The 26,785-nt window shown below is 42.8% G+C and carries 19 protein-coding genes and 1 tRNA gene; 13 read left to right on the forward strand and 7 right to left on the reverse strand.

Annotated elements, in window-relative coordinates; all coding sequences use genetic code 11:
* Window positions 1-9: 9 nt before the first annotated feature.
* Both ACROAE_RS16250 and ACROAE_RS16255 read left to right on the forward strand, forming a co-directional pair.
* Window positions 10-86 (forward strand) — tRNA-Asp (locus ACROAE_RS16250).
* 766 nt (window positions 87-852) lie between these two features.
* Window positions 853-2,127 (forward strand): CinA family nicotinamide mononucleotide deamidase-related protein, encoded by a 1,275-nt coding sequence (locus ACROAE_RS16255; RefSeq protein WP_432403630.1) that lies wholly within the window; start codon window positions 853-855, stop codon window positions 2,125-2,127.
* A gap of 49 nt (window positions 2,128-2,176) precedes the next feature.
* Here the strand turns inward: ACROAE_RS16255 and ACROAE_RS16260 are convergent, their stop codons facing one another.
* From ACROAE_RS16260 to ACROAE_RS16270, 3 genes are all read right to left on the reverse strand, one after another.
* Window positions 2,177-5,236 carry a DUF2339 domain-containing protein gene (locus ACROAE_RS16260; RefSeq protein WP_432403784.1) on the reverse strand — a complete coding sequence of 1,020 codons (3,060 nt, stop codon included), beginning with the start codon at window positions 5,234-5,236 and terminating at the stop codon, window positions 2,177-2,179.
* A 146-nt stretch (window positions 5,237-5,382) separates the two neighbouring features.
* Window positions 5,383-6,570, reverse strand: a complete 1,188-nt coding sequence (locus tag ACROAE_RS16265; protein WP_432403632.1) for a flagellar assembly protein T N-terminal domain-containing protein — start codon at window positions 6,568-6,570, stop codon at window positions 5,383-5,385.
* 3 nt (window positions 6,571-6,573) lie between these two features.
* Window positions 6,574-7,302 carry a flagellar basal body L-ring protein FlgH gene (locus ACROAE_RS16270; RefSeq protein WP_432403635.1) on the reverse strand — a complete coding sequence of 243 codons (729 nt, stop codon included), beginning with the start codon at window positions 7,300-7,302 and terminating at the stop codon, window positions 6,574-6,576.
* A gap of 545 nt (window positions 7,303-7,847) precedes the next feature.
* Here ACROAE_RS16270 and ACROAE_RS16275 point away from each other — a divergent pair.
* A complete protein-coding gene (locus ACROAE_RS16275; protein WP_432403637.1) occupies window positions 7,848-8,630 on the forward strand; it encodes a hypothetical protein in 783 nt (260 codons plus the stop codon).
* A gap of 69 nt (window positions 8,631-8,699) precedes the next feature.
* Window positions 8,700-9,155 (forward strand): LPP20 family lipoprotein, encoded by a 456-nt coding sequence (locus tag ACROAE_RS16280; protein WP_432403639.1) that lies wholly within the window; start codon window positions 8,700-8,702, stop codon window positions 9,153-9,155.
* A 62-nt stretch (window positions 9,156-9,217) separates the two neighbouring features.
* Here ACROAE_RS16280 and ACROAE_RS16285 read toward each other — a convergent pair whose 3' ends face one another.
* The 3 genes from ACROAE_RS16285 to argE all read right to left on the reverse strand — a co-directional run bounded on the left by ACROAE_RS16285 (window position 9,218) and on the right by argE (window position 13,706).
* Window positions 9,218-9,757 (reverse strand): DUF1439 domain-containing protein, encoded by a 540-nt coding sequence (locus tag ACROAE_RS16285; protein WP_432403641.1) that lies wholly within the window; start codon window positions 9,755-9,757, stop codon window positions 9,218-9,220.
* Window positions 9,754-12,402: a phosphoenolpyruvate carboxylase gene (ppc, locus tag ACROAE_RS16290; protein WP_432403643.1), complete on the reverse strand. Its 2,649-nt coding sequence runs from the start codon at window positions 12,400-12,402 to the stop codon at window positions 9,754-9,756. Before ppc ends, ACROAE_RS16285 begins: the two co-directional genes overlap by 4 nt.
* A 152-nt stretch (window positions 12,403-12,554) precedes the next feature.
* Window positions 12,555-13,706: an acetylornithine deacetylase gene (gene argE / locus ACROAE_RS16295; RefSeq protein WP_432403645.1), complete on the reverse strand. Its 1,152-nt coding sequence runs from the start codon at window positions 13,704-13,706 to the stop codon at window positions 12,555-12,557.
* A gap of 262 nt (window positions 13,707-13,968) precedes the next feature.
* Between argE and argC the strand changes: the two genes are divergently transcribed.
* The 9 genes from argC (at window position 13,969) to ACROAE_RS16340 (ending at window position 25,968) form a co-directional block, all read left to right on the forward strand.
* On the forward strand, window positions 13,969-14,949 hold the full coding sequence (gene argC / locus ACROAE_RS16300; RefSeq protein ID WP_432403647.1) for an N-acetyl-gamma-glutamyl-phosphate reductase: 981 nt from the start codon (window positions 13,969-13,971) through the stop codon (window positions 14,947-14,949).
* 30 nt (window positions 14,950-14,979) lie between these two features.
* The gene (gene argB / locus ACROAE_RS16305) at window positions 14,980-15,759 is read left to right on the forward strand and encodes an acetylglutamate kinase (RefSeq protein WP_432403651.1); all 780 of its coding nucleotides are present in this window, start codon (window positions 14,980-14,982) and stop codon (window positions 15,757-15,759) included.
* Window positions 15,760-15,773: 14 nt separating this feature from the next.
* Window positions 15,774-16,679 (forward strand): ornithine carbamoyltransferase, encoded by a 906-nt coding sequence (locus tag ACROAE_RS16310; protein WP_432403653.1) that lies wholly within the window; start codon window positions 15,774-15,776, stop codon window positions 16,677-16,679.
* Window positions 16,680-16,789: 110 nt separating this feature from the next.
* A complete protein-coding gene (locus ACROAE_RS16315) occupies window positions 16,790-18,013 on the forward strand; it encodes an argininosuccinate synthase (RefSeq protein WP_432403655.1) in 1,224 nt (407 codons plus the stop codon).
* 154 nt (window positions 18,014-18,167) lie between these two features.
* Window positions 18,168-19,532, forward strand: coding sequence for an argininosuccinate lyase (gene argH, locus ACROAE_RS16320; RefSeq protein ID WP_432403657.1), 1,365 nt, complete (start codon window positions 18,168-18,170; stop codon window positions 19,530-19,532).
* 455 nt (window positions 19,533-19,987) lie between these two features.
* Window positions 19,988-21,667 carry a glucan biosynthesis protein G gene (locus tag ACROAE_RS16325; RefSeq protein ID WP_432403659.1) on the forward strand — a complete coding sequence of 560 codons (1,680 nt, stop codon included), beginning with the start codon at window positions 19,988-19,990 and terminating at the stop codon, window positions 21,665-21,667.
* 11 nt (window positions 21,668-21,678) lie between these two features.
* Complete coding sequence (mdoH, locus tag ACROAE_RS16330) at window positions 21,679-23,862, forward strand: glucans biosynthesis glucosyltransferase MdoH (RefSeq protein ID WP_432403786.1); 2,184 nt, start codon at window positions 21,679-21,681, stop codon at window positions 23,860-23,862.
* 345 nt (window positions 23,863-24,207) lie between these two features.
* Window positions 24,208-24,471, forward strand: coding sequence for a hypothetical protein (locus ACROAE_RS16335; protein ID WP_432403661.1), 264 nt, complete (start codon window positions 24,208-24,210; stop codon window positions 24,469-24,471).
* Between the two features lie 48 nt (window positions 24,472-24,519).
* Window positions 24,520-25,968 carry an MFS transporter gene (locus ACROAE_RS16340; protein ID WP_432403663.1) on the forward strand — a complete coding sequence of 483 codons (1,449 nt, stop codon included), beginning with the start codon at window positions 24,520-24,522 and terminating at the stop codon, window positions 25,966-25,968.
* 5 nt (window positions 25,969-25,973) lie between these two features.
* On the opposite strand, the gene ACROAE_RS16345 is transcribed toward ACROAE_RS16340, so the two are convergent.
* Complete coding sequence (locus tag ACROAE_RS16345) at window positions 25,974-26,759, reverse strand: sulfotransferase family protein (protein WP_432403666.1); 786 nt, start codon at window positions 26,757-26,759, stop codon at window positions 25,974-25,976.
* Window positions 26,760-26,785: the final 26 nt, after the last annotated feature.

Consider the following 26,785-nt stretch of genomic DNA (forward strand, 5'->3'; position numbering starts at 1 on the left):
CTTGCTAAAGGAGCGGTAGTTCAGTTGGTTAGAATACCGGCCTGTCACGCCGGGGGTCGCGGGTTCGAGTCCCGTCCGCTCCGCCAATTACATCGAAGCCTCGTCTAACGACGAGGCTTTTTTGTATCTAAAATTTAAAGCGATTACTGAAGTTGGAACGTTAGCTCTGCTGGTGCTTGGCCGCAATGTTCAAGAGGCTGATATTCCCGAGATTGATTGGTTCTCACCCTATTTATTCGGGTGGTAGAGTTTCTATAAGCGACAGGCCGCTTGTTAAACTGATGTCGGGGTTCATTTTTATCACAATCAGTATCAGCTCCGCTAATGACATCGAAGCCTCATCTAACGACGAAGCTTTTTTGTATCTGAAATTTATGCTATTTCCCTGTCAAGACAACAATAATCAGCGCTTCATGATGTTCTGTCAGCAATGTTGCTGTCATGATGATTGTTTATCCTATGTTATTGGCTCTCAAGAAATAAAATGTGCGTTTCATGTCAAATGTACGATTTGATTTTGTTGTATGTTTTAAATACTCATTTGATAGCCGCTTTGCTCACCGTAGCTAATTACATATATGTTTTATTCGCAATCAATCGCTTCACTTTTTCCATTTCAGGGTTTATCCAGCTTTTAGTTGGTTGATTCAAAATACACATTTATCGCTTATAACTCGCATATAGGTCATTAACAAAACGATCCAATTTAGCCGTTTTGAGATATTACTGTTGAGTTGTTGTAATTCATTCAGCTACTTATTAGCAAATTTCCTATTATTTCGATCTATTTTCTTGCCAATAGCATATTGCTCCCCTAACTTAAGTGCCAATTGCATGGGATAAGGAATAACGATGAAGTTAGAAATGATTTGCACAGGTGAAGAAGTACTATCTGGTCAGATAGTGGATACCAATGCAGCTTGGGTTGCGAATACCTTGATGGAGTTAGGCATTGAGATGCAACATCGTGTGACGGTAGGTGATCGGATGGATGACCTCGTCGCTGCATTCCAAGAGCGCAGTAAGCATGCAGATGTCATTATTGTTAATGGTGGCTTGGGGCCGACTAGTGATGATATGTCTGCGCTAGCCATGGCGAAAGCTAAAGGTGAAGAGCTTGTCGAGAATGTGCAATGGCGTGAGCATTTAGAAGATTGGTTTACCCGTAATAATCGGGTAATGGCTAAGAGCAACTTAAAGCAAGCTTGGTTACCGGCTTCTGCTGTGATGGTCGATAATCCTGTCGGCACAGCATGTGGCTTTAGAGTAAAATTGAATAATGCATGGTTATTCTTTACACCAGGTGTACCTTTTGAATTAAAGCACATGATCACCGAACAGTTTATTCCATTTATTACTGAAGAGTTTGGTGTTCAAGAAAAGTCAGCATTAGAAAAGTTACTCACTATTGGCCATGGTGAGTCATCTTTAGCGGATACTCTTTCTGAAATTTCTTTACCTGCTGGAATTGAATTAGGTTATCGTTCTTCAATGCCACACATTGAAATCAAGATATTTGCGCGTGGTGATAACGCTATTCGTCAGTTATCTGATGTAACAAAGCAGGTTAAAGCTTTATTAGGGTGTGCAGTCGTTGCTGAAAATCGCCCAACATTAGCAGCAGAGATCCATCATCGATTATACCAGTCCGGTTTTAGCCTTAGTGTGGCAGAATCTTGTACTGGTGGCATGATCACCAGTCAATTGATCGACTTTGCGGGAAGTTCATCATACTTGCATCATGGCTTAGTGACTTACAGTAATGAGTCTAAAGTGAAGGTGCTGGGCGTTAATCCACAGATACTTGACGATCATGGTGCTGTTTCTATTCAGACTGTAGAGGCGATGGCGCAAGGTGTACGGGGCATTTTAGACAGTGATTTTGCATTAGCCACTAGCGGTATAGCGGGTCCTGAGGGAGGATCTGATGACAAACCTGTTGGAACCGTTGCCATCGCATTAGCAACTAAACACGGGGTATACAGCCAAATGGTCAAGTTACCAAAACGATCACGCCAGCTTGTAAGAAGTATGAGTACGGCAATAGCTTACGATATGCTTCGTCGTGCATTACTTGAAGAAGCTGTAATTGTTGATTATCCGTCAATACCTCGATTCGCCAAGTAAGTTTATTCTAGCTTGCTTATCACTGTGATAAGCAAGCTAGATTTAATGACTAGGCTGTAAGGTCTTCAGGCAATTGATTGTTTTTCGCTTTTTGATAAAAGTAAGCCACTGTCAACAAAATCACCCCAATCAGAATAAATGCGATGATTTTTTGAATTAACTCAAATGACGCCATATCGACAAAAATCACTTTGATACAAGCAAAAGCAAATAGTAATGCCGCGAGCCTGACTAGGCTTGCTTGTTGAGGTCGTAAGCTGATAAACATCACTGCACTGGCATGTACGACTAATAGCACAGCACTCATTGGCGCAGCTACGCTGGTGTCGAATTGGTAGCTCCAGAATAAATAACTTATTACTAATAAAGTATGCCAAGCCCATTTTAGTGCTGTATGAGTGACTATTTTTCTGTGCGCTCTAATACCTAATCTCGCTGTTAGTAAATATCGAGCTAATAAAGCTAGCACTCCAAGCTCTGCTAAATTAATCAGTAAGTTATTAATATTTAACGTCAGCTGTGTTTCGCTGTGAAGCGCAATAGGTAAAATGGCACAGATAAAGATGGCCGCGTATGCCAGGCTATAACTAGGTGCTAAGGCCGACTTTAGATGTTGACCTATACGAGTGTTTCTCTCGGTAATGACACTGAAATAGCCGCAAATAATTAGCGCTGTGATTGCCCATGATGGATAGAGTAGATTGGTAACAGTTTGACTCAGTACAGCTATTACTAAGGCAATATAATATGGCGCAATATGCCATTGAAGCGTGGTCATTTGCTGCCACTTCTTAGGGAGCAGAGTATAACGCCAGCTGATAAATCCAATAAATGATAAACCAATCACTAATGCGAGTAGCCCTTGCCACAGTTCAGCTAGGCACATTGTTGCAGTGATCATGGTTGCTAATACCGTGAGTATTTGCGACTCATAGCGAAGACTTTTGTGATTAACGACGTATGCCAATCCTAAGCTCATGAGACTGCTTACCCATAATGCTATAGCAATATAGTCTGGGTAACTACGCACGATTTTAGGCAATAGCAGTAACGGTAAAGCTAAATAACATGCCAACTGAACGTAGTAAGCAAAGCGGATTAATTTGGCATCGGCATAATATTTTTTGTACCAATAATACGCGAGTAATAGTCCAATAAAGAGCTCAATACGAGCAAGTTTTGCATTCATCGCTTGGTCTGCAAAACTCAGACTATTGGCATCTACCATGCCAATAATCACTAATCCTAATAGCGGTAGTTGCACTAACCAGGCTAGCATTTCGCTAACGCGGAGAGTGTGTTTAGCACTCATGTACAGTAATAATAAGCTGATTAATGGCAATGTATTAAGCCAATATTGCTCAGTAATAAAGAAGCTAATGAGTAATAATGTAACCGTATATAGCACTCCCAGTAACTCACGGATAAACCGTACTGCTAGGTGTTCAAATGCCATTAAATCAGCTTGATAGCGGCTAAGAAGCTTCTGTGCGGCAAAAGTCATTGCACAGGTTAGTGCCATTGATAAGCTTAATAACCCTTGATACCCCAATAAGCTATCGTTGTCATAGTGCGGCAGGTTGAGTACTTCAAATACGTTCGCAAAACTGCTGATGATGCCAAGTACCAGTAAGACATAAGCTTCTGCTCTAATAGGGCTAAACAGTTGTTTACAGCCAATCCACAGAAACAATAATCCCTCTAGTAACAGCACTAGTCCCATCAACTCTACGCTGAGTAAAAACAGTGCGGCAAATCCCGCAAAGCTGCCGGCAAAAGCTAAAGCCAGGGCGCTAATATCTTTATCGCGTTTAATTAGCAAATATAACAACCCGCACAGCAATGCATTAAGCGCAAATAGCTCTCCAGCAAACACACTCCACTGGGTTAGGGTGTAGAGAGTAAAAACCATGAGTGCGATAGGCACTGCTAGCAACCTTGGTGTTAACGTCGATTTGATGATAAATAATAAGCTGGCAATGCTGTAGAGATAAAATAGTCCATTGACCATCAATAATGCTAAACCGGTTTGCCAATCAATGGCCGCAAACGGTAATTGAATGAATAAGCCGAGTATTTGTATACAAGCTATATGCAGTAATGCAGTGATTTCGATGAGTATCGGCCATGCTAATTTGTGGCTTTGAACCATCGAGCAGATGCCGATAAGCATCAAATAAGGTAGGTACAGTAATGGTGTTTGACCACCATCAAGTAACATCAGTGGCGCTAAAGAACCACCTATTAAAGCGATAATGGCCACCACTTTAGTGTCGAGTTTAAATGATAAACCATAACCAAAAACGGTGTTGAGTAAGAGGAGACCAAAGCAGGCAACATCGGGGATAAGGTTAAAATAGGGCCCTAAGAAATACAAACACAAGTAGTTAAGAATAAGCCCAAGGCCGACCAGACCGGAGCCAAAATCTTGCATGCCCGGCCTTTTTTGTCGAATAAATATACCGCCGATAATAATACTATTTGCGACACCTAAACCTAATAACGCTTTCCCCAGCTCTGAAAACCAGTTGTTAATTGAAAACTGTAATAAGTAACCAAACCCAAGAGTCAGCGTAATGATGCCGGCAACGGTCATCAAAAATACAGGACCTAAACCTTTAGCTTGGTAATGTTGATAAAAGCTTTTTGCTTGTTCGGTTAACCCAGATAATGGTGCAAGTGCTGATGCGCTAAACTCTCCAATGGCTTCAGCTAATTGAGAGACCATAGCACTTAGCGCACTTTGTCGTGCTGGTGACTTTGTGGCTATTGATGTTTTTTGTGCTGTTATGGATGACGTTGATACTGAATGATTAGTGTCTAACGGCTGATGTTCCCAAGCGGAAGAAGAGTATTGAGTTATATCCGTAACGAGACTATCGCTCGTATTACTTGCTTGGTTCTCATGTATTGAAATAGGCAAATTTTCGCTAGCCAAGCTATTTTGTTGATCATCGCTATTTTGCGCTTGTACTTGCACAGCCAAAGCATCAAGTTGCTGGCTGAATTTAGCTAATTGCTGATTTACATCGGCCCGTTGTGCATCTTGTTGCGAGACCAGCTCTGCTAACTGCGCTTTTAATTTGGCTACGTCATCCACTAACGGCATCATTTATCCCATGATTACTAAGCATTCCAATATTGCCAGGTTATTGTACGTGGTTCTGATTGATTAGGAAATGCTCAGTTTTCTGATACTTGAGATAAATACCGTGTGAGCATTCCATTGCTCACGGTTATGAATATGTTAATTGGTTACTGCTCTTGCGGTACGGTTGTCACTACATCATAGAGATCGATTTGATGCTGTTTCATGCCATTAGGATCAGCATCAAAAGGCACTTGTAGCAAGCTTATCTTGTTACTGACTTGAATTACTTTTAGGATAGTGGGTTCGGTTGGCGGCATCAAAGTAGAGAGCACTGTGTGGTTTAATGCAATACTGTTTAGTTTGATATATTGAAATAAATCACCTCTATTCACTCCATGTAGGGTGCCAATATTAATCGTAATATATTGATCGTCTTTATTGATTACTGTTGCCTTTGTGGCTTCACAGCTTAACGTTTCGTTAATATCTTTTGCTGCGTTAAACAATGTATCAATAATGGTTTTGCCATAATCACTGCGCCAAAATAAGCTATTGGCTAAATCAACTCGACTAAAAGAGTCAAAGCTCCAGTCGCCCTCACCGTGGTACTCGTTTTCAACTAAAATACTGTCACTGATCCGGTCGTACATAAACACTTTTATCGTAAAGTTGCGCTTCGGTGTCGTGGTTTTACTTAGTAGCCCTGATTTAGTTTCATTAAATAGGCCAACGTCACGTATATAACCAAAGACCAAATACTGACTTTGATATTGGCTGTTAAGTGAGTGAGAAATGCTTTTTACCGCTTTTAAATCAACCGTATCCATGTCTATTTCGGGTTTAAAGACCATTTCTGGGATCAGTGCTTCGACAAATACGTTAGGTTGGTTAGTTAACTCGTTTGTAAAGCGAGAAACCACATGAAAAGGCAGGCTAAATACATCCCCTGTAGTCGCTTGAGCTGGGGTTAATAGTGGAAATTGAGCAACAATAAGTTGCTTAAGGTAGCGATCTCTTGTGCAATTTAGGCTCGATTTTAGATTCACTTTGACATTAATGGTTAAGATGTCGTTTTTAAGTGATTCATTAAGGATTTTTATCTCACTGATTTGATGCTCAGACTGAATACTGCTTGAGCTTTGGCTTAAAATCCCATCGGTAACCGTGGATTCTATTTTGACAAAGCTATTAGCCTGCAATGAAGCATTTTCAATTGCTTGTTTAATGACTTTTTTACGTACTTCATTGTAATCATTGTCATTTATGGCCATTGATGCCTGGCCAACATACCATTGAGCTTGTGCCATAAATGGCATAAATAATAACCCGAAAACAAACAACAGCTTGATCATTAGTTAACCGAAAATATTAAGTAATTTACTGATAAGTGAAGGGTCTTGGTTGTCTTGCTGGTCGCCTTTCGCACTGACCTCAATGATAGCATTGCCAACCATGTTTGAGTCAATAGAGTGGTCGGAAGCAACGTCAGTGACTCTTATTTCACCAGAAAATCTGACATATTCATCACCTTTATTAAGCTTAAGCCATTTTTCACCTGCAACAATCAAATTGCCATTGGGGAGTTTTTCTCTTACTGAGACCGTAATTGTGCCTGATAAGTAGTTATTTTGATTACTTTCTGCTGAACTATCAAAGCTTTTTTCTTGGCTGTAGTCAGCATCAAGGTTATCGCTATTAATATTAATGCTACCTGCGGTAATCGATGGCGACAAAGTAAATTCGTTGCTGTTATCCCTTTGATAGCTTATCGACTTTTTAGAGGTCATTTCTTCATTCAGTTTAATCATTATCATGTCGCCGACTTCATAACGATTATTGTTTTGATAAATACTATAGATATTATTAGGATTAAATATGGAGCCAGTGACTTGTGGTGCCTGTTGAATATTATTATTTCTAACCGGACGATAACGAGGGTCGCCCTTAATTATTTCTTCACTGTCTTCAATAACGCTAATGGTAGTATTTTCTTTTGTGGGGCTTTTTATTTCCGTAACTTCGGTTGTTGAACAAGCGGGCATAAACGTTATAAATGCTAAGGTGAATGACAATGGTTTATTCATTTTATTATTCGCAAAGTTATCGGTGATTTTATGTTAACCATAATTTTATGCTATTTTTTATGCGAAAAGTGCTTTCTTCTTGATGTTTACCTCCTTTTACTTGTGTTTACTTACATTTACTTATATTTACTTTGTATTGATTTATTATGTATTTGTATCTGTATGTTCTAACTAGGAATTAGTTTGACGTTATATTTTTTAGATACGGATTTTATTTGTTTAGACATGAGTCACACTTAATTTTTTCGTAGTAATGTGAGTATTCAGTCTTTTAAAAATCTCCTGTTATTGTATTTGTATTTAAAATTGTGTTTTTAAATAAATTTGAAGTAAAAGTTTTACCGTACACTAGGGTTTTTAAATTTTGTTTGTGCGTAATATAAATAATTTTATCTATTTAAATTTTGTACAGAGAGTGATGATTCATCATTGTAGCTATAAAATACATGGCGATAATCTATTAGCTGCGATTAACACCGCTTTTATTTCGAAGGATATTTAACCAATAAATATCAACAACTATTAGCTTTAATTGGGAATTGATTGTGTCCTTAATAAACTCGTTAGATACAGCTGTCACCGCAGCTAAAACAGCAGCAAGTACTGTGAAGGGCATTACCGATCAACAAGATGCTATTGTAGAAAATGGCCTTGGTCAAAGTACTTTTGGCGCATTACTTAACTCACTGTCATCGGGTTCTGGGGCTATTGATTCATCCTTAACTAACTTGTCAAATATTGAAGTGATTTCTGTTGAAAAGCTTCAAGACCAGCTGTTGCAACAAACAGGTTTAGGAAATGAAAATTTATTGTCGTTAGCCGTATCTGATGATTTAGTCTCACAAATGCAGCAAGAGTTATTGTCTTCGTTACAAGCGAGTATGATTAACAGTACTGCTTTGTCTAGTTCAGTGTCTTCGGCCGTTTCTTCTGTATCGACAATGGTTCAATCGGGTAATCCATTACAATCAACAGTGGGCATTACACATGATGAGCTAGCTGCTACCGAAGAATCTTCAAGCACCCTTGATGATGTGTATTCGTTTTCATTTGGTGAAGAGGGTCTGGATGGCAATGACTTATTTGATTCGATAAATATATTAAACCATATCCCTATTTTGTCTGAAATCTACCAAATATCCACAGATACAGAGATTAGCCCAGCATCCAAATTGTTAGGCGGCATGTTGTACTCTGGCTATATCGGAGTCGGTGCGGCGGCTCTTGAGTTAGGTATGGATTATTTCACCGGTTACACATCCAAAGATTTAGTCGCCGATACGGGATTATTGTCGTCTGAAACGGATGACAATACCGATACACAATAACTCAAGCATCACATCGCCGATGGTTGGTGATGTCATTCCTAATTTGCGCGTCTATAGAGCGATTTATACATGAGAATATTACTCATAGCTGGCTGCCTACTGCTAGGCGGCTGTAGCTTATTTCAAAGCAGTTCTAATCACTATCGTCCTAGCGTTTACCCGGTGCTGACAGCTGTCGGGTATGCTCCAATTGACCGCCAACCAGCTGAGCGTCGTAGTGAACAACTATTAATGGCGATGGAGTCGTCAAAAATTTTGGCTTATCGTGAGCTCACTGAACAGGTCTATGGTTTGCAGTTAAAATCAAACACAGCGGTTCATGATTGGGCAATGAGCAATAGTGACACTCAAATTTTGGTTTCTGGTTTAATTAAGGGGGCTAGAGTCGTGAAAACTTATCCGGTCGATGGATTTTATGTTACTGAGTTAGAACTGGATTATAAGCTAGTGTGGGATTTGTATGAGCAATCTGAAAACCCACAGCAAAATAGTATTTTGGTGATAGAACCAGCTCAGAATTTTTAGAGTTTAAAAGCCGCCACAAAAAAGCACCCCGAAAGGTGCTTTCTGTTAGTACGGAAATAACGTTAAAACTTCACCACTAGTTTGCCCTGTTGTACGGCAATTTCTTTGGTCATTTTAGCCATTAACGCTTGATTACTGTCGCGAGTGTCTAAGGTGTACACCGGTTGATTTTCAAGATAATTGCGTAAAAATCCCATTAGTTGTGGTGTTGCCTGACTGATGTAACGTTCAATATCTGCAGGTTCAGACTCTACTTTAACTAAGTCTAACTGGCGCAGATAAATACTTTTCGTTTCACTGTCGTACCAAGGTACGGCCTCAAACGTGGTTTTCAATTTTGCATGGATAGGCATCAGTGGGTTGTTAATGGTGATCATGGTCGCTGCTGTTACTGCCATCGTATTTGGCTTAGCGCCTAGCACAACCTGCATATCATTTAGCTTAAGTGATATACCAATTAACTTATTGCCCTGTTTCACCTCAAAATGCATGTCTTTATTAAGGTACTGCTCAATTTCAGACTCGGTGATACTGTACTGACTGGCACAGCCAGTCAGTAACAATAACAATCCAAGCCCAAGGGTTTTAACCAAGGTTATCATCCAGTGTTTCTCATTCCTGCTGCAACGCCGGCAATGGTCAGCATAAGCGCTAGCTGAACATCTGCAGACGGTTCAACTTCTCTACGTGTGCGGGCTAATAGCTCGGTTTGTAAAAAGTTGAGTGGGTCAATATACGGGTTGCGCAGTTTAACAGATTCGCGATTCCAAGGGGTATGCGACATTAGCTCGGTTGTTTGAGTTAATGACAATACTGCATCAATGCCCAACTGTAGGCGTTGACGTAGTTTTTCACCTAAATGGTGCAGCTCAGGTTTTACTAAGCACGACTCATAGTATTTGGCGAGATTTGGCTCCGCTTTGGTATACACCATTTCTAGCATTGAAATACGCGTTTCAAAAAACGGCCATTGCGCTTCCATTTCACGTAGCAATTCAAGTTCACCACGATCTGCCGCATCTTGTAATGCTTCACCCGCTCCTAACCAGGCAGGTAACATTAAACGGTTTTGCGACCAGGCAAAAATCCATGGAATAGCACGTAAGCTTTCAATACCACCGTCGACTTTACGTTTAGCTGGACGACTGCCTAATGGCAGTTTGCCCAGTTCTACTTCTGGAGTTGCTGCGCGGAAGTAAGGCACAAAATCTGGCTCTTCGCGTACAATGCCACGGTAATGTTGTACTGATTCTTCAGCAATACGTTGCATACAATCACGCCATGCTTTTTTAGGCTCAGGCGGTGGTAGTAATGTCGCTTCCATTACTGCAGAGGTATAAAGCGCTAAGCTTTGTACGGCTAATTTTGGTAAACCAAATTTAAAACGGATCATCTCGCCTTGTTCTGTGACGCGGATGCGGCCATCTACTGAACCTGGTGGTTGCGATAAAATCGCTTTATGAGCTGGTCCACCGCCACGGCCAATTGAGCCTCCGCGACCATGGAACAACATCAATTTCACTTCGGCTTTTTTACACACAGCAACTAATTGCTCTTGAGCACGGTACTGCGCCCAAGCTGCTGCCATTACGCCGGCATCTTTAGCTGAGTCAGAATAGCCAATCATCACTTCTTGCATGCCTTTGGTGTAACCGCGGTACCAATCAATATTCAGTAGCGAGGTCATACATGCCGCAGCGCCTTCAAGGTCAGCTAAGGTTTCAAATAACGGTACTACGCGCATTGGATTCGTGCAGCCCGCTTCTTTTAATAGCAACAATACGGTGAGCACATCAGAAGGTTTACTCGCCATTGAGATAACATACGATCCCAATGCATTCGCGGGTTGTTTGGCGACTAAGTTACAAGTTCTGACCACTTCAGCTACATCGTCAGATGGTTTCCAGTTGGCAGGAATTAACGGACGCTTACCGGTTAGCTCGCGTAATAAAAACGCTTGTTTCTCGTTTTCATCCCAATGGTTGTAATCACCCATGCCTAAGTAACGAGTCAATTCTGCAATCACATCGCTGTGACGTGATGCATCTTGACGGATATCTAGGCGCAACATGTGAATACCAAAACAGGCTAGGCGACGTAAAATATCTAATAACAGGCCATTAGCGATTAGCTTCATGCCACAATCGCTTAAGCTTTTATAAAGCAGTTCTAACGGTTTTTGTAAGTCGTCTTTATGCCATATTAACTCGCTGATGTCGGCATCTGGATGCTTACCTTCAAGGCGGGCATTGAGGTAATCAATGGTGTTGCGTAATTGGCAACGAAGCTTACGCAGCACTTCACGGTACGGTTCTTTACTGTTGTCTGTTAATGCCGTTAACTCTTCATTGGCCTGCTCCATAGACAATTCGCCAAGCAGAGTAACAATGTCTTTTAGGTACAGTCTTGCAGCAGCATGGCGGTTACGGTCTAGCACTTCTTGAGTCACTGTTGACGTCACAAACGGGTTACCGTCGCGATCGCCACCCATCCAGCTTGAAAAGCGCACAGGAGAAACATCAATCGGTAATTGTTGACCGGTTTTTTGCTCTACTTGATCATTTAGCTGGCGCAAAAAGTCAGGAATGGCTTGCCATAAAGACGTTTCGATAGTGCTTAGGCCCCAACGCGCTTCATCAACCGGAGTTGGACGTTCATTACGGATTTCATTGGTATGCCAAATTTGCGCAATAAGCTGACGTAGTCGAAGAGTGCTTTGTTGACGCTCACGATCAGTCAGCTGGTTGTTTTCTTGCTCGGTTAAGCAATCGACTACAGCGGCATATTTTTGAATCAGCGTGCGTCGAGAAATTTCAGTGGGATGCGCCGTTAACACTAAATCAATGTCTAAGTTTTTTAAGCACGCAATCACATCTTTTTTATCTAAGTCGGTATCAAGCATGCGTCCAAGTAGTTGTTCTACTGGATCTGGCACGCACACCAATTCGTCGCAATTGCGGCTAATAGTGTGAAATTGTTCTGCGATATTGGCTAGGTTTAAAAATTGGTTGAAGGCTTTTGCAAAAGGCACCAGTTCTTCGTCTGGTAATGCGGTTAATAATGCCAACATTTGATCGCGTGATGCTTCGTCACCCTGGCGAGATTTTTTCGCTAAAATACGAATTTGTTCTACTTTTTCTAAAAATGCGTCGCCTAAATGGTTCTGCATTGTTTCGCCCAATATCTGGCCTAAATGCCCCACATTTGATCGAAGTGACGCATACATATCTGCCGTTTGCTCTGTCATACTTACTCCCGAAAAAAGAACGATTTTGCCAATATCTCTCACATCACAATACCCAGCGTAGTAAAATTGGTCAATACGCTGGCACTGTGTTTTGTAATTTTATTTCGTAAAATTATTACATTTTGCTTTCACATTTAACCAAAATTTGACGGCTATTTAATGCAAGCGTGATAAATCATTTTCTTAATCAGCTCGACCGTTGGCGTTAAGTATTCTAAGCCAATATATTCGTCAGGCTGGTGAGCTTGATTGATGCTTCCTGGGCCCAGTACTAATGTTTGGCAGCCGAGCTTGTTGATATAAGGTGCTTCAGTCGAATAGTTAACCACTTCGGCTTCACTTCCTGATAATTCAGCAACTAACTTGGTCCACGGATTATCTGCCTTTCCTGCAAACGATTCTGCGCCCGGGTACAAAGTACTGACACTAATACTGCCAGGATACTCTTTACTAATATCTGCTAAGTAGTTCAACACCATTAATTCGAGATCGGCTAATTCCATGCCCGGTAACGGACGAATATCTAAGTGCAAATCACAACAACCGCAAATACGGTTAGCCGCATCGCCACCATGTATATGGCCAAAGTTCATGGTTGGATAAGGTACCGTAAATGCATCTTCACGATAGTTTTCACTTAAATGCTGCTTTAGCTTCATTAACTGGCTAATCACTTTATGCATCACTTCAATGGCATTTAGACCACGTGCGGGATCAGACGAATGGCCACTACGACCAATTACGCGGATCCCTTGCGCTAAATGCCCCTTATGCATATAGACAGGCTTTAAGCTGGTGGGTTCACCAATTACTGCATAATCGGGGGCCACAGCCTTAGAGTCGGCAAAAGCTTTAGCACCACTCATGGTGGTTTCTTCATCTGCGCTGGCAAAAATAGTCAGTGGGCGTTTGAATTGATCAAGTGGCATGTCTTTTAGCGCTTCAAGCACTAAAGCAAAAAAGCCTTTCATGTCGCAAGTACCTAAACCGTACCAACGATTGTCTTTTTCAACCATCTCAAATGGACTTTGGCTCCAACGGCCTTCATCAAAGGGTACAGTATCGGTGTGACCAGCAAGTAATAATCCGCCTTTTCCTTGGCCAATACGAGCGATTAAATTTTGCTTATTGCGCGAATCTTCAACCGTGGGGGTTTCACAGTCAAAACCCAGCTCACTAAACCAATTTTGCAACAAGTTGATAACTGCATGGTTACTCATATCATGTTCTGCTTCGAGTGCACTGACTGACGGCGCTGCAATCAGCTGTGTAAAACAACTTTTAAGATCTGGTAGTGTGCTCATGGGTTATCCTAAAAAATTATATGTAAAATACTTATTCACATATATTGCATAATTAATATTTCGTGGTAGTCTAGCAAACAGCATTAACCGACACCATAAATAGAACGATCAAAATGAAAATAAACATGCGCTTTCATACTGCTAAAACCACTATATCAATAATCAACGCGAACTTCCTGCGACGATAGCCCCAAATTAGACGCTCCCTGTCTAAATAAGCTATGCTGACTCTTTATCTCACTACTCAAAAGAAATCAAACTTATGAAAAGCATCGCAATTATTGGCGCTAGTGGATACACAGGCGCACAAATTACTTCATTGATTAATGCCGACAGTAACCTTTCGGTTCAAGGCTTATATGTGTCGGAAAACAGTTTAGACAAAGGCCGTAAATTAGCCGACTTGTACCCTACATACAGTCATATGGCTTATACGCTTTCTCCACTAACAGATGAAGCAAAACAACAAATTGTAGACCAAGCCGATGGCGTGGTCCTCGCGACTGAACATTCAGTGAGCTTAGAGTTAGCTGCATGGTTTTATAAAAAAGGTTTAGCGGTATTTGACTTAAGTGGCGCTTACCGTTTTGCAGATGTGGCGCAATACCCTAAGTGGTACGGCTTTGAACACACTTATCCAGACGTGCTAGCTGAAGCGGTTTACGGTTTAGCTGAGTGGAATGCTGAAAAAATCAAGCACACCAGAATGATAGCCGTAGCGGGTTGTTACCCTACAGCATCATTAACCGCGTTAAAGCCGCTTAAGCCTTTTTTAACGGAGATGTACCCAGTTATTAATGCGGTCAGTGGTGTTACCGGAGCGGGCCGTAAAGCGCAATTACACACTAATTTCTGCGAAGTCAGCCTAACGCCATACGGTGTCTTAGGTCATCGTCATCAACCAGAAATTGCTACTCATCTGGGCCAAGAAGTTATTTTTACACCGCATTTAGGCAACTTTAAACGCGGTATTTTAGCCACTATTACGGTGCAGCTAAAACCAGGTACAACAGAAGCCGATATTGAAAAAGCGTATAGCGTTTATGACAGCTCACCCATTGTTACCGTTAAGCACAACATGTTTCCTAAGGTCGATGATGTCGTGCATACACCTAACTGTCACCTAGGGTGGAAATATGATGCTAACAGCGGTTATTTAGTGGTCGCCAGCGCGATAGACAATTTAATGAAAGGTGCTGCTAGCCAAGGGCTACAGTGCATTAAAATCCATTTCGGTGTGTAATTAACTCGCATTAGTAAAGGAATCAACATAATGGCTACAAAATCAGTATTAGTCCTAAAAGTGGGTGGCGCATTACTACAATGCGAAATGGGTATGGCGCGTTTAATGACAGCCACAGCCGAAATGCTTGCAGCTGGCCAACAAGTCATATTAGTTCATGGCGGTGGTTGTTTGGTTGACGAGCAATTAACCGCTAACGGCAAAGAAACCGTTAAATTAGACGGTTTACGTGTTACGCCAGCAGATCAAATCCCTATTATTGTTGGCGCGCTAGCTGGTACCTCAAACAAAATTTTACAAGCCGCAGCTGCAAAAGCTGGCATTGTTAGCGTAGGCATGAGCTTAGGTGATGGCAATGTGGTTACCGCTAAAATCAAAGATGAACGTTTAGGGCTGGTGGGCGAAGTTGAGCCCAAAGATGCCACCTACTTAAACTTTATTTTAAACCAGGGTTGGATGCCTATTTGCAGTTCGATTGCCATTTCTAGCCAGGGCGAAATGTTAAACGTTAACGCCGACCAGGCTGCAACAGCGTTAGCAAAATTAGTGAACGGTACGTTAGTGTTATTGTCAGACGTATCGGGTGTATTAGACGGTAAAGGTCAATTAATTCATAGTTTAAACAAAAGCGAAATTGAACATCTTGTTGCCCAAGGGGTGATTGAAAAAGGCATGAAAGTCAAAGTAGAAGCCGCATTAGAAGTCGCTCAATGGATGGGTAAACCCGTGCAAGTGGCTTCATGGCGCGACGCCGAACAATTAAAAACCTTAGTCAAAGGTGGGTCCGTCGGGACTCAAATACAACCTTAATGGAGTAGAAGTATATGCAGCACCTATTGTCGATAAAAGAGTTAACTCAATCTCAGCTTTTAGCCATTCTTGAACTGGCTAAAAAAATTAAGAATAACCCAGCTGAGTACCGTCGCGCCTTAGATGGTAAAAGCGTTGTGATGTTGTTTGAAAAACCATCACTGCGCACCCGAGTCAGCTTTGATATTGGCATTAATAAATTAGGTGGCCACTGCTTATACTTAGACCAACAAAATGGTGCGTTAGGTCAGCGTGAAACGGTCGCTGATTTTGCGACAAACATTTCATGCTGGGCCGACGCCATTGTGGCAAGAACATACTCGCACACCACCATTGAGCAATTAGCTCAACATGGCAGTGTACCGGTCATTAATGCCTTGTCTGATCTGTATCATCCATGCCAAGCGTTAGCTGACTTTTTAACATTATCTGAGCAGTTTGATGATGTAAGCCAAGCAAAACTGGCTTATGTTGGTGATGGTAATAATGTCACTCATTCGTTGATTTATGGTGCAGCGATTTTGGGCATGACCATGACAGTGATTTGTCCTGAAGGGGCATTCCCTGATGCACTTATCGTGACTGAAGCTCAAGCGTTAGCAAAGCAAAATGGTGGCAAGTTAACCCTAAGTGCTGACATTAATGCCATTGAAGGCCATGATGCTATTTACACCGACACCTGGATTTCTATGGGTGATGAAACCCCGCTTGCTGACATTAAAGCCCGTTTTGCACCGTACCAAGTAAATAGTGAGCTCATGGCTCAAGCTGGCGCTAAATTCTTTATGCATTGCTTACCTGCACACCGTGGTGTGGAAGTGACCGATGAAGTGATGGATGGTGAAGGTTCATTGATTTTACATCAAGCAGAAAACCGCATGCATGCACAAAATGCAGTATTAGTGACCTTATTAAGTTAGTCGCACTATTAACTTAGTCACCTTACTTAAGTGATTCAAAAGATTAAGGCAATAATGCCGTTGGCGTTATTAACATTGACCATATACGAAATCGATTCTAGGAAATAAACATGTCTAATGCAGTGAAAAAAACCGGTGTTAAAAAAGTGGTATTGGCGTACTCAGGTGGTTTAGACACCTCAGCTATTATCCCGTGGCTAAAAGAAACCTATGACGACTGCGAAATCATCGCATTTTGTGCCGACGTAGGCCAAGGCGAAGAAGAGCTTGTTGGCTTAACAGAAAAAGCTTTAGCGTCAGGAGCTTCTGAGTGTCATATCGTCGACCTTAAAGAAGAATTTGTTGCCGATTACATCTACCCAACTATCGCAACGGGTGCTATTTACGAAGGTACCTACTTGCTAGGAACGTCAATGGCGCGTCCAATTATTGCTAAAGCGCAAGTCGAAGTGGCCCGTAAAGTGGGCGCCGATGCGGTATGTCATGGTTGTACTGGTAAAGGTAACGACCAAGTCCGTTTTGAAGGTTGTTTTGCAGCATTAGCACCAGACCTAAAAGTGATTGCACCTTGGCGTGAGTGGGAAATGCGTAGCCGTGAAGATTTATTGGCATACCTTGCTGAACGTGATATCAAAACCAGCGCATCAGCGACCAAAATTTACAGCCGTGATGCAAACGCATGGCACATTTCGCACGAAGGTGGTGAGTTAGAAGATCCATGGAACGAGCCATCAAAAGGCGTGTGGACATTAACAGTAGCACCAGAAGATGCGCCAAATGAACCAGAATATGTCTCGTTAGCGGTTAAACATGGTCGCGTGACTCATGTTAACGATCAAGCATTATCGCCATACGCTGCACTCATGAAGTTAAACGACATCGCCGGCAAACACGGTGTAGGTCGTATCGACATTACCGAAAACCGTTTAGTGGGCATGAAGTCTCGTGGTTGTTACGAAACACCAGGCGGCACCGTGATGTTTGCTGGTCTGCGTGCCATTGAAGAATTAGTGTTAGACAAAACCAGCCGTACCTGGCGCGAACAGATTGCTGGCCAAATGTCGCATTTAGTTTACGACGGTCGTTGGTTTACGCCTTTATGTAAATCACTTATCGCAGCGTCAGAGTCATTAGCAGAATCTGTTAACGGAGATGTCGTGATTAAGCTATACAAAGGCCAGGCGACAGCTGTTAAAAAGCGTTCGCCAAACAGTTTATACTCAGAATCTTTCGCTACCTTTGGTGAAGATGACGTGTATGACCAGAAGCATGCTGAAGGCTTTATCCGTTTGTACTCTTTAGCAAGTCGTATTCGTGCGTTAAACACTAAATAAGGTTTACGCCAATACCATTTAAGGCGCTGCAAAGCGCCTTTCTTATAATGACTTTTGGGTAATCTAAAGAGTCATCACAAGAAAGAAAATACTTAACACCTATATTATTGAACAGCCAGTTCTTAAAACAGTTTTCAACACAGAGGATACCGACATGGCGTTATGGGGCGGAAGATTTCAAGGCGAAACCAGTGCACTTTTTAAGTTATTTAATGACTCATTGCCAGTTGATTATCGCTTATTTGAACAAGACGTTGTCGGCTCAATCGCATGGGCAGACGCCATTGCCAGCGTCGGGATTATTACCGCGCAAGAATGCATTGATTTAAAAGCGGCGTTAAATGAATTGCTGGTGGAGGTGGGTAATGATCCACAAGCCATTATCAGTAACGGCGCAGAAGACATTCACAGCTTTGTTGAGCAAAAGCTGATTGCTAAAGTGGGTGACTTAGGTAAAAAACTCCACACGGGTCGTTCACGTAACGACCAGGTCGCGACTGATTTAAAATTGTGGTGCAAAAAAGAAGGTGCTGCATTACTCGCACGCCTAGGCACTTTGCATGCAGAGTTGATAGCATTAGCCGAGCGTGAAGTCGATGCGGTGATGCCGGGTTACACTCACTTACAGCGTGCACAGCCAGTCACTTTTGGCCATTGGGCGCTAGCTTATGTAGAAATGTATGAGCGCGACATTAGCCGCCTGCAAGATGCTCTAAGCCGTGCTGATTCATGTCCGCTAGGTTCTGGCGCACTCGCTGGTACAGCTTACCCCATTGATCGCCATGCATTAGCGTCAGCATTAAACTTTGCTCGCCCAACCTTAAACAGTTTAGATAGCGTGTCTGATCGTGATCACGTGGTTGAATTGTGTAGCGCGGCGTCAATCAGCATGATGCATCTAAGCCGTATGGCAGAAGACTTAATTTTCTTTAACTCTGGCGAAGCTAATTTTATCTCACTAGCAGATGAAGTCACTTCTGGCTCATCACTGATGCCGCAAAAGAAAAACCCAGATGCGTTAGAGCTTATCCGTGGTAAAACAGGCCGAGTATATGGCAGCTTAATGGGTATTTTAACCACCATGAAAGCCTTGCCACTGGCTTACAACAAAGACATGCAAGAAGACAAAGAAGGCTTGTTTGATGTGGTCGACAGCTGGGCCATTTGCTTAGACATGGCGGCACTCGTTTTGTCAGGTTTAAAAGTAAATCGTCCACAAGCTTTGGTCGCGGCGCAGCAAGGCTATGCTAACGCAACCGAATTAGCTGATTATCTTGTCGCTAAAGGCATGCCGTTCCGTGAAGCGCACCATGTCGTTGGCGAGGTGGTGGTATTTGCCATTGCTCAGCAAAAGCCGATTGAAGAGTTAAGCGTGGTAGAGCTGCAAAAATTTGCCAAAGTGATCAGCGATGACGTGTATCCAAACCTTACCATTGAAGCGTGTTTAGAAAAGCGTGACGTATTAGGTGGCACCGCCATCAATCAAGTGCAAGCAGCAATCGCCGCTAAAAAAGCGTAATTTTTTAGCGAGTCAGTTTTGAATGAAGCCCTGTTGCTAAACCCAACAGGGCTTTTTGTTTGAGCATTCATTCATTGATGTAGCTATTGATGACATTTATTTTCAATAACTTGAGCTTCAATGGCGGAAAAAGGCGGGGTCGAATGCTATGCGGAGCATTTGCCTAAAAGCGCACAGTGAAATCAGAATGGGCATAACAGCTAACCGTTTGCCTTTTTTCGTAAAAGGCGGTGCAGTAGCAATCAATAACGTGATTTTTTTACGTTATATTTGGATATATAGTTAGATTAAAATGTTATAGACGGCAATGGGTTTTATTGATGAATACTTGTGCAATTTTTTGGCGTTCTGATATCGTTCGCGAAATAGAGCATAGGGTTGTGTACCAAGACATTTTGCCGCAATAACCGCTCTGAAACTCGCATATTAACGCTGTATTTTTTAGGTAGCCTATTATGGTTAGCTTACTGAGTTGTCGTACTTCGGTCTCATCTCACATTGTAAAAAAAGCGCTAACGCGTTTGTCGTTAGCCATGGCCGCAGGGCTTTGTTTTAATCTTGCCGCACAAGAACCTACTCCACCGATTACCACACCCACATCGCCTAGCGTGACCATACCGCTGCAAACTTATGCAGATGAACAAGCGATAGTTAAATCACCGAATAATCTGAACACAGAAACCAAAGTGCGTTTTGCCAAAACAGCTAACTTTGATTCTGATTCAGTGGTTAAAATTGCGCGTAAATTAGCGCAAAAGCCATATGTAGAACTTAAAGACCCATTACCACCAGGGTTGGCCAAAATATCTTATGATGAATATCGCGATATTCGCTTTAAGCCAGATGCCTCAATTTGGAAAGCTGAAGGCTTACCATATCAAATGCAATTATTTCATCGGGGTTTTTATTTCCAAGACTTGATTGAAATTGCCTTGGTTGAAGGTAAGCAAGCGACCCATTTAGCCTATAACTCAGAGTTCTTTACTGCAGGTGATGTGTTAAGTCAGCGTTTACCGACCCAGGATATTGGCTATTCGGGTTTACGTATTCATTACCCATTAAATACCCCTGCGTATTTTGACGAATTAATGGTATTCCAAGGCGCGAGTTATTTCCGTGCATTAGGTAAAGGCAGCGATTATGGCTTGTCTTCAAGAGGGTTAGCGTTAAATACAGCTGAACCAGAAGGCGAAGAGTTTCCTATATTTCGTGCCTTTTGGGTTGAACGCCCAAACAGCGACAGTAACTTAATTGTGGTGCATGCGTTACTCGACAGCCCAAGCGTTGCGGGGGCATACCGATTTTCAGTGAGACCGGGCGACAACACTCATATCGATGTCGAAGCAACGTTATTTCCACGCGTGGATTTAGTTAAAGTTGGCTTAGCGCCTAGCACCAGTATGTTTTTACATTCTATGAATGGCCGCCAAAACACCGATGACTTTAGACCAGAAGTGCATGATTCTGATGCGCTATTGATCTTAAATGGTCGCGGCGAGCGTTTATGGCGTCCGCTTGCTAATCCAAAGCAATTGCAAGTCAGTGCCTTTATGGACAACTCGCCGCAAGGGTTTGGTTTAATTCAACGTGAACGTAGTTTTGATGCGTATCAAGATCTGGAAGCCCACTATGAACGTCGCCCAAGTTTGTGGGTTGAACCTGTCGGCAATTGGGGCGCAGGTGAGGTAGTGTTAACCGAAATTCCAACCGACTCTGAAATTCATGACAACATCGTCAGTTATTGGAAACCGAAACAACCTATTGCCGCCGGTAGCGAGTTTCATTTTACTTATCGATTAATTTGGGGCAGCGAGCCCGAAGTTGACGATGGCACGGTTGTTGTTGCTCGCACCGCCAGTGGCCGCGCTGAAATAGCCAAAGCGACACCGAGACGTTTGTTTGTTATCGACTATCAAGTTAAAGAAGGTAATAACGATGAAATTCCGGTCGCCAAAGTGCAGAGTTCAGCCGGTGCGGTAACCAATGTGGTGGTGTCTCGTCAGCCTAAAACCAATGGCTATCGTTTGGCGTTTGAAATGGACCCACAAGATGCTGAATTGATTGAGCTACGTGCTGAGCTTAAATTTACTGGCCCACGAGATGTCGAAACCTGGCTTTATCGCTGGACCCTTTAAACATGAACACGATGCAAACTGAGTTTGATACAAATGCTACCGAGCCTACATTGGTCGGTGGTGCAGCCATGCCATTAGAGCGACCAAGCCCAATGGAGCCGCAGAGTTTACGTGCGTTGTCCGAAGGCATGCCGCGTAAAAGTATTATTGCCAATGGCGTAAAGTCAGACGGATTACGTCGTCTGTTAGTGGTTGGCAGCGCGTTTATTATGTCGGTTATGGCCATTTACGAAATGGTGTCGGTATTTAATGTCGGCGGCGTAACGCCGCTGGAATACATCGTTTTAGTGTTGTTTGCGGTTAACTTTTGTTGGATAGCATTGGCATTTAGTGGCGGCATTGCTGGCTTTATTATGCTCCTTAAAAAGCCTGTTGCCGAAACTGCCGAAAGCATAAAGCTGCATACCCGCACCGCGATATTAATGCCGACTTATAACGAGTCACCCGATCGCGTTTTTGCCGCGGTTGAGGTGATGGCGATGGCATTAGTTACGTCGGGCGAAAGCCATGCGTTTGACTGGTTTATATTAAGCGACACTACCGACCCCGATATTGCGTTGGCAGAAGAGCAGGCGTTTTTGATTTTGCGCCATAAAGTGAGCAAAGATGCGCGGGTGTATTACCGCCGTCGCCGTAAAAATGATGCCCGTAAAGCCGGTAATGTGGCCGACTTTTGCAAACGCTGGGGCGCCAGATACGATCACTTGTTGGTGTTAGACGCCGACAGCTTAATGGAAACTCATACCATTGTTAGTTTGGCGAGACGGATGCAGGCAGATCCTGACGCAGGGCTTATCCAAACCATTCCTTACCTTGTCAATGGCAACACGCTTATGGCACGGTTACAACAGTTTGCTGCGCGGATTTACGGGCCAGTGATTGGTACAGGTTTGTCTTGGTGGGCGCACAAAGAAGGTAACTTTTGGGGCCACAATGCCATTATCCGCACCCAAGCTTTTATGAGTGCAGCGGGCTTACCGCATTTAGCCGGTAAACCGCCTTTTGGTGGCCATATTATGAGCCACGACTTTGTTGAGGCCGCGTTGATAAGGCGTGCGGGTTGGAGCGTAGTGATTGCCGCCGACCTTCCAGGGTCTTACGAAGAATGCCCTCCGTCTATTGTCGATTTAGCGGTGCGCGATCGCCGTTGGTGCCAGGGTAATTTACAACACACTCGAATATTGTTTAGTAAAGGATTGCACTGGGTCAGCCGCTTACATTTACTCACAGGGATAATGGCGTATTTGTCATCGCCATTCTGGTTAATGCTGATTTTGTCGGGCTTAATGCTGGCACTACAGGCACACTTTATTCGCCCAGAATATTTTACCGACCAGTTTTCGCTATTCCCCACCTGGCCAGTCATGGACTCCGACCGTGCGTTACGGTTGTTCTATATCACCATGGGCATATTGTTTGGTCCAAAAATCCTTGGTGTCATATTGTTATTGAAAAATAGCACCATGAGTAAGCAGTTAGGTGGCAGAGGTAAAGCCATGATTAGCGTAATAATCGAAGTGATATTGTCGGCACTGATTGCGCCAATAATGATGCTGATCCACTGCGGTGCTGTGATGTCTATTTTAGCTGGACGCGACAGTGGTTGGTCGCCACAACGTCGTGACGACGGCAGCTTACCTTGGCTAACATTGATTTATCGTCATCGTTGGCACATGTTAATGGGTGCGTTATTGGGTTACGCCGCCGTGCTTGATTCGCTTACCTTATTGGCGTGGATGAGCCCCGCGTTAATTGGTTTATGGCTTGCTGTACCGCTTTCTGCCATGACCGGTTCAGAACGATTTGGCCTATGGGTAAAAAGCTTAGGTATTTTGGCCACGCCAGAAGAGGTAAGCGCACCGCAACTTAGCGTAGACTCGCAAGCGCGTCGTGCCGAATATGTGCAAGCTATTGCAGAGCCGTGGACTTTATATCGATTGCTGCAAGACGCAGAGCTCATGGCATTACATTTAGCCGTTATCGACAAAAAACCTCACCGTTTAGCGGGTTCAGCCGTTGAGTCGCTAGAAGCCATTACCCGAGTTAAAGTGCAAGAGGCCCAGTGCCAACACAATATAGCCAACCTATTTACCCGCCAGGAGTTGGCGTATTTACTGGGTAACCCATTATTGTTAAAACAGTTACAAAAGCTGCCAGAACAATCGGAGTCTGAAGGGTTAGTGTCGTTTTGTTAGGTGGATTTAATTCAGATTGAAGAGCTAGGGGCTGTTGATCTTTGTTCGTTTTTTATTCGATGAAGTAAATTTGTACAATTTTATTTAAGTGAATACTTGTATAACGATCTATTTCTCCCATTTTTAATCGGCATTTAAAGGTTATTTTGATTAAGAACTAGTTTTGTATGAATTTTATACAAAGATCGACAAGCCCTAATAACAAACATAAACTCTAAATTAAAAGTTAAATATTATGTTTGTTACACGATATTTGTTATACAGTTATTTTTGATGATTTTATTACAAGTCTCGTAGATACATATTGAATTGTTTTATACGTAAACCTACAACAGGGAGGGTGTGATGTTTGCTTATATTTTTTGGTCTTTTTTAGCTCTTGTTGGTGCTGTAAATATAGTTAACAAATCAAATGGGAAATATTTTAAAACAATAACATCAACTTCTTACCTTGTTGTTGCTCACGCTGTTTTATTGTCTGGATCTTGTGTGATGGCCCTCGGTTTATTCGACTTGGTTTTAAGTTGGAGTAATAAATTTGTAATGTTTACTATCATACTTTTACATAATAGCTTTATTGCTTGGGCGAATTATAAAAAGTTAAGCTAGTTTGTTCCACGAATAAATATTTATTAATGGCGTGCATTCATACATCTTATGGCTTTAGAACCTTCATCTAGTAGCACTAATCCTTGTTCGCGCAGTCGTGACAGACTGTCGTGGCTTCGATGCACGCTACGCCGCAGCCAGCAAGAGGCTGTTGCCTCGTCAACCATGACCGCTACCAGTGATAACTTTTTTAATGCTTATGCGATTTTTTTAGGCGCCAGTTTAGGCCAAATGGGCTGGGTAACAGGCTTGCCGCAATTGTTTGGTTCATTAGCGCAGTTATTGTCAGTGTGGTTGGCGAGTCATTTTAGTCGTCGGCAATTTATTGTGGTTTGCGCCGCGCTGCAAGCTGTTGTGGTATTGGGTATGGGTGCTCTGGCGGCGTTTCGGCCTGAAAATGCCGTATGGCTATTTATCGGCTTAGCGGTGTTATACCAAGGATTTATTAATTTAATTCAGCCACATTGGCGTGCCTGGATGGGCATGATAGTACCGCAGCGCCGACGCGGTGCATTCTTTGCGTCTCGTACCCGTTTAACCATGATGGCATCACTGAGTGTATTTTTTGTCGGCGGCGGCATATTAACGCTAACCGACTCAGTGCAGATGGCGTGGTTAGGCTTTAGCTTGCTGTTTTCGATTGCCGCAATGGGGCGTTTTGCTTCAGCCTGGTTGTTGTTGCAAATGCACGACCCAGAACCGCGAGCGGCCAAAGCGTCTGGGGTGTTTAGCCAAACCCTATATAACTTTCGCCAGGCGTGGAAAGACAAAACCTTTCGCCATTACAGTTTATTTGTCGCGGGTATGCAGTGCATGGTGGCCATATCGGCACCGTTTTTTGCGGTATACATGCTAGAAGACCTGCACTTTACCTATTTTGAATTTGTGTTATCGAGCGTCGCTTCCATCTTTACCCAATTTATTACCTTGCGCTTTTGGGGCCGCTTTAGCGACCTGTACGGTAATCGGTTAGTGATGATGATTACTAGCTGCCTCATTCCGAGTTTGCCGTTATTGTGGCTGTTCTCTGATAACTATTTATACATTCTCGCCATTCAAGCTTTTTCCGGTTTAGCCTGGAGCGGCTTTACCTTAAGTACCGCGAATTATCTTTATGATATTCGACCTTTTCGTAGTGATTTTGCTACTTACGCAGCATTACAGGCGGCATTAAGTGCCGGTTTTGTATTTATTGGTGCGATGTTGGGAGGCGTCATTGCCTCGTATGCAGAAGCTTTTTTAATCTGGACAGGTTTTAATACTTGGTTAACCAACCCAATATTTTTGGTGTTTATGATCTCGACCATTATGCGATCGCTGGTGGCATTGTGGTTTATTCCGCGCTCCGTAGAACCCAAAGCGCGTCCAAGACCTGAACTGCTTACCCTTATTTTCCGTATCCGTGGCTTTAACGCTATTTCGGGTGTCAGCCTAGACTGGCTTACCGTGGCCAAGAAAAAGCGCGCTAAAAACAAAGAACAACATAGCGATAAATAACGCTTCTAATCGAGGCGGTAATCAAAAAACTTACGCTTGTCAGGGCCAGAGGCATTAGCGCTAATCTTATTGGGATGTTTATACTCATCCCAACTAGCCACATTACGGCCCATGTTTAACTGTGGAAAGCTTAATTGTGGAAAGTTCTGCGTTGGAAAGCTTAGTTGTGGGCCATTTAGCTGCGAAAGGTTCAGTTGCGGACATTCAACCTCATTTCCCAGAGGTAAGCCGATAAACTGCAATAGGGCAGTAAGGCTACCTGCAAGGCTTATATCAATAGATATAAAGTCATTTCGGCCAGTAAAATAGCTCAACACTTGCTGCTGGTGGCGCTGATAACAAGCCGTTAAGTGGACTTCATCTGCTACATCTTCAACCTGCCATATATCAAAGCAATGATTAAAACTGCGCTTCATCACCGGATGAAAACGGCCATTGTCTTTGTCTAAATGCACCATCATTCGGCCAAGCAACATTTGCATCGACGGCAACCACTTATCTAATGGCCTGTCTAAATAAACAAACTTAGCGTTGGGAAATAACACATCTAACTGCTTATAATCACTAAAACACGGCGCGTCAGACACCGCATCGGCCAGCATAAACGCCTGCTTGGTAAACGCCTGGTGAGCAACCGTTAATCCCTGTTCAAGTAATGCCACACTGACACTAGTGGTGCCCGTACGCGGCAGGCCGATAATAAATACTTTATTAGCCGGTTCATTTGCCAATGTAGGTTTATGCATAGCGGTTTGTGGCGTTGTCGATACTTCAGTCAGTTTGGATGTCATTTATTACAGTCGCATTGGGTTATTGA

Source organism: Shewanella sp. MF05960 (genome assembly GCF_050849305.1).
Lineage (GTDB): Bacteria > Pseudomonadota > Gammaproteobacteria > Enterobacterales > Shewanellaceae > Shewanella.

What these genes read in the sequence shown, in the direction of transcription:
- ACROAE_RS16255 (WP_432403630.1), top strand. Translation starts at nt 853, where the DNA reads ATGAAGTTAGAAATGATTTGCACAGGTGAAGAAGTACTATCTGGTCAG.
- ACROAE_RS16260 (WP_432403784.1), bottom strand. Translation starts at nt 5,236, where the DNA reads ATGCCGTTAGTGGATGACGTAGCCAAATTAAAAGCGCAGTTAGCAGAG.
- ACROAE_RS16265 (WP_432403632.1), bottom strand. Translation starts at nt 6,570, where the DNA reads ATGATCAAGCTGTTGTTTGTTTTCGGGTTATTATTTATGCCATTTATG.
- ACROAE_RS16270 (WP_432403635.1), bottom strand. Translation starts at nt 7,302, where the DNA reads ATGAATAAACCATTGTCATTCACCTTAGCATTTATAACGTTTATGCCC.
- ACROAE_RS16280 (WP_432403639.1), top strand. Translation starts at nt 8,700, where the DNA reads ATGAGAATATTACTCATAGCTGGCTGCCTACTGCTAGGCGGCTGTAGC.
- ACROAE_RS16285 (WP_432403641.1), bottom strand. Translation starts at nt 9,757, where the DNA reads ATGATAACCTTGGTTAAAACCCTTGGGCTTGGATTGTTATTGTTACTG.
- ppc (WP_432403643.1), bottom strand. Translation starts at nt 12,402, where the DNA reads ATGACAGAGCAAACGGCAGATATGTATGCGTCACTTCGATCAAATGTG.
- argE (WP_432403645.1), bottom strand. Translation starts at nt 13,706, where the DNA reads ATGAGCACACTACCAGATCTTAAAAGTTGTTTTACACAGCTGATTGCA.
- argC (WP_432403647.1), top strand. Translation starts at nt 13,969, where the DNA reads ATGAAAAGCATCGCAATTATTGGCGCTAGTGGATACACAGGCGCACAA.
- argB (WP_432403651.1), top strand. Translation starts at nt 14,980, where the DNA reads ATGGCTACAAAATCAGTATTAGTCCTAAAAGTGGGTGGCGCATTACTA.
- ACROAE_RS16310 (WP_432403653.1), top strand. Translation starts at nt 15,774, where the DNA reads ATGCAGCACCTATTGTCGATAAAAGAGTTAACTCAATCTCAGCTTTTA.
- ACROAE_RS16315 (WP_432403655.1), top strand. Translation starts at nt 16,790, where the DNA reads ATGTCTAATGCAGTGAAAAAAACCGGTGTTAAAAAAGTGGTATTGGCG.
- argH (WP_432403657.1), top strand. Translation starts at nt 18,168, where the DNA reads ATGGCGTTATGGGGCGGAAGATTTCAAGGCGAAACCAGTGCACTTTTT.
- ACROAE_RS16325 (WP_432403659.1), top strand. Translation starts at nt 19,988, where the DNA reads ATGGTTAGCTTACTGAGTTGTCGTACTTCGGTCTCATCTCACATTGTA.
- mdoH (WP_432403786.1), top strand. Translation starts at nt 21,679, where the DNA reads ATGCAAACTGAGTTTGATACAAATGCTACCGAGCCTACATTGGTCGGT.
- ACROAE_RS16335 (WP_432403661.1), top strand. Translation starts at nt 24,208, where the DNA reads ATGTTTGCTTATATTTTTTGGTCTTTTTTAGCTCTTGTTGGTGCTGTA.
- ACROAE_RS16340 (WP_432403663.1), top strand. Translation starts at nt 24,520, where the DNA reads ATGGCTTTAGAACCTTCATCTAGTAGCACTAATCCTTGTTCGCGCAGT.
- ACROAE_RS16345 (WP_432403666.1), bottom strand. Translation starts at nt 26,759, where the DNA reads ATGACATCCAAACTGACTGAAGTATCGACAACGCCACAAACCGCTATG.